The sequence below is a fragment of the Mycobacterium sp. genome, from assembly GCF_049280035.1.
In the GTDB taxonomy this organism is placed as follows: domain Bacteria; phylum Actinomycetota; class Actinomycetes; order Mycobacteriales; family Mycobacteriaceae; genus Mycobacterium.
The window spans coordinates 1-3,348 of the sequence record NZ_JBAPPI010000284.1; the positions used below are offsets into that span (position 1 = coordinate 1).

3 protein-coding genes are annotated in these 3,348 nt (G+C 66.8%); 2 read left to right on the forward strand and 1 reads right to left on the reverse strand.

Translation table 11 applies throughout. The annotated features are described in order from the left end of the window. Nucleotides 1–122 precede the first annotated feature (122 nt). Nucleotides 123–815 carry a metal-dependent transcriptional regulator gene (locus WAN71_RS09400; protein WP_422225071.1) on the forward strand — a complete coding sequence of 231 codons (693 nt, stop codon included), beginning with the start codon at nucleotides 123–125 and terminating at the stop codon, nucleotides 813–815. An 86-nt stretch (nucleotides 816–901) separates the two neighbouring features. Here WAN71_RS09400 and WAN71_RS09405 read toward each other — a convergent pair whose 3' ends face one another. Further along, nucleotides 902–1,960, reverse strand: a complete 1,059-nt coding sequence (locus tag WAN71_RS09405) for a DUF4192 domain-containing protein (protein WP_422225072.1) — start codon at nucleotides 1,958–1,960, stop codon at nucleotides 902–904. Nucleotides 1,961–2,128: 168 nt separating this feature from the next. Here WAN71_RS09405 and sthA point away from each other — a divergent pair. Further along, nucleotides 2,129–3,348: Si-specific NAD(P)(+) transhydrogenase (gene sthA / locus WAN71_RS09410; RefSeq protein ID WP_422225073.1), on the forward strand; the 1,220-nt coding region annotated here is incomplete at its 3' end.

Below are 3,348 nucleotides of genomic sequence, written 5' to 3' on the forward strand. Positions count from 1 at the left end.
ACCCAGATCAACTCGAAGTGGTATGCCCGCCGCGCCAGCGGCGGGCATACTGCTGTGCTGGAGTGTTAGCGGACCATTCACGCAGCTGGGCAAGTAGACTCGGCGGCAATGGAGGGTGCGGAATGAACGACCTGGTTGATACCACCGAGATGTACCTGCGGACGATTTACGACCTCGAAGAAGAGGGCGTGACGCCGCTGCGTGCCCGGATCGCCGAACGGCTTGACCAGAGCGGGCCCACGGTCAGCCAGACGGTGTCGCGGATGGAGCGCGACGGCCTGCTGCACGTGGCCGGCGACCGCCATCTGGAACTCACCGACAAGGGCCGCGCGCTGGCCATCTCGGTGATGCGCAAGCACCGGCTGGCTGAGCGGCTGCTGGTCGATGTCATCGGATTGCCCTGGGAAGAGGTGCACGCCGAGGCCTGCCGGTGGGAGCACGTGATGAGCGAAGACGTCGAGCGTCGGCTGATGCAAGTCCTTAACAATCCGACAACCTCGCCATTCGGCAACCCGATTCCAGGGCTGTTGGATTTGGGCGTCGGGCCTGGGTTCGGCGACGAAGAGCCAAATTTGGTGCGGCTCACAGAGCTGCCGGCCGGATCGCCTGTCGCAGTCGTGGTGCGTCAGCTCACCGAACACGTGCAAGGCGACATCGACCTGATCACCCGGCTCAAGGACGCTGGCGTCGTTCCCAACGCCCGGGTGACCGTCGAAACCAACCCGGCCGGCGGCGTGACGATCGTGATACCGGGCCACGAGAACGTCAGCCTGCCGCATGAGATGGCGCACGCCGTCAAGGTCGAAAAGGTCTAGCGCCCGGCGACGATGCAGTGGGGGTACCCCCAGCCGCGCACAGCGGCGAGGGGGACGCGCAGCGCGATGAGGAGGAGCCGGGCCATCTAGACGGCTCGTCGGCCGAACGCCCGTCGAGGCGGTAGCCGCACACCCAGGCGATCGGCCAGCCGGTACCCGGTGACAGCCAGTTCGCGAATGTGCTCAGGCCGCAGGCCCGATTGCAACGCCGTGTCGAGCATGCCCGCCATCCGATGGTCGGGCTGGCAGCGCAACGCGGCCTCCAGCGACACCCCGGCCAGCGGGCCGTCGCCGCGGACATAGGCACTGAACGCGACCAACACCAGCGCCTCTACCCGCCACGGCGTGGGCAGGCTGCGCGATAGCAGCGCCCACAGCGACTCGGCCTCTCCGGCGCTCTGGCCGACCGCAAGGGCATACATCGTGTCGCGAAACTCCACGTCGCCAAGCGCGCAGGCCAGGCTGGCCAGCTCCGCATCGGAGAGCCGTTGTCCCTGGCCGACACGGGCAGCAGCAGCCATCGCGTCCTCGGCGTCGCGGCGGACGCAGGCAGAAGGATCGGCCCGGTGCGCAGAATCCCGCGACGCGGCGTGGTCGCCGATCAACCCGGCCAGCGCCGCGGTTGGCGCCCGCTCGTCGGCCGCGATGACCGACTGCAGATCAGCGCGCCGCGGATACAGCCGACGGCCGTCGAGCACCGCCGCCACCGCCACCGGCGATGCGGACGGGTCGTCGATGACACCGCCGGCACCGCAGCCATCCACGCAGTGCCAGCGCCCCCCAGCGGCCACCCGGTCCACCACATGTGCGGCCCAAAGCGCGATGTCGCGCTGCGACAACTCGTCGGTGAGCGTCGCACACAGGTCGCGGTACTGCTCGTTGCACATCGGGCAGCCCGCGCCGTCGGCGTCGACAATGACCACGATGGCCGCCTCGGGGCTGGCGGCCGATGCCACCTCCGCGAGCTGCCCAATCTGGTCAGCGAGCGCGTCGGAGAGGTCGACCCGCATCACCGACGCCAGCTCGTTGTCGTCGATCGATATCAGCACGAGCGATTTCTCCGGCACGAAGCCCAGCACGGCCGGCAACGCGGCGATCACCGCGCCGGGGCGATTCAGTTCAAAGTCAGGTCGCTGCTTGGTCATGGCGCCCACGCTGGCAATCGGCACTGTCACCCCGTCGGCGGTCCAGACGGCGACACCCGCGCGCTGTGGACAAAGGCACAGCTGGGGACAAAGACCAAACGAATTGTTCACACGTATATCGCCTCGCTCGGCGTGCGCGCGGCCGAGAAGCGGCGTACATGTTTCCTCATGGGTTCGAGGCTGGAGCACGACGCGAAATACGACCTAGTCGTCATCGGTTCGGGTCCCGGCGGGCAAAAGGCCGCTATCGCCGCGGCCAAGCTGGGCAAATCGGTCGCGGTCGTCGAGCAACGACAGATGCTGGGCGGGGTCTGCGTCAACACCGGCACTATCCCGTCGAAGACGCTGCGCGAGGCGGTTCTCTACCTGACCGGGATGAACCAGCGCGAGCTGTACGGCGCGAGCTATCGGGTCAAGGACAAGATCACACCGGCTGACCTGCTATCGCGAACCAGCCACGTCATCGGCAAGCAAGCCGAAACGGTGCGCAACCAGCTGATGCGTAACCGGGTCGATCTCATTCCCGGACAGGGCCGATTCCGCGACGAACACACCCTGCTGGTCGAAGACCATTCCCGCGGTGAACGCACCACGGTCAGCGGCGAATACATCGTCATCGCAACCGGCACCAAACCGGCCCGCCCCGGGGGGGTGGAGTTCGACGAGCAGCGGGTGCTGGACTCCGACGGCATCCTTGATCTGCAGTCGATCCCGGCGTCGATGGTGGTGGTCGGCGCCGGTGTGATCGGCGTCGAGTACGCGTCGATGTTCGCCGCGCTGGGCACCAAAGTGACCATCGTCGAGAAGCGGCAAGACATGCTGGACTTCTGCGATCCCGAGATCATCGAGGCGTTGCGTTTCCACCTGCGCGACCTCGCAGTCACGTTCCGATTCGGCGAAGAGGTCACCACCGTCCAGGTCGGCGCGCAAGGCACCGTCACCAGCCTTGCCAGCGGCAAGAAGATCCCAGCCGAAACGGTGATGTATTCGGCGGGACGCCAAGGCCAAACCGAGCACCTCGAACTCGAGAACGCGGGCCTGGAAGCTGACAACCGTGGACGGATCTATGTCGACGAAGACTTCCGGACCAAGGTCGACCACATCTACGCCGTCGGCGACGTCATCGGCTTCCCCGCCCTGGCCTCGACCTCGATGGACCAGGGCCGGGTAGCCGCCTGCCACGCGTTCGGTGAGCCGGTGCATGGCCTGACCGCGCTGCAGCCGATCGGCATCTACTCGATCCCGGAGATCTCCTACGTCGGCGCCACCGAGGTTGAACTCACCAAGGACGCGATCCCGTACGAGGTCGGCATTGCCCGCTATCGCGAACTGGCCCGCGGCCAGATCGCCGGCGACTCCTACGGCATGCTCAAGCTGCTGGTCTCCAC

Excerpts from the sequence above, each read along its gene's own strand:
- WAN71_RS09400 (WP_422225071.1), top strand. The coding sequence starts at position 123 with ATGAACGACCTGGTTGATACCACCGAGATGTACCTGCGGACGATTTAC.
- WAN71_RS09405 (WP_422225072.1), bottom strand. The coding sequence starts at position 1,960 with ATGACCAAGCAGCGACCTGACTTTGAACTGAATCGCCCCGGCGCGGTG.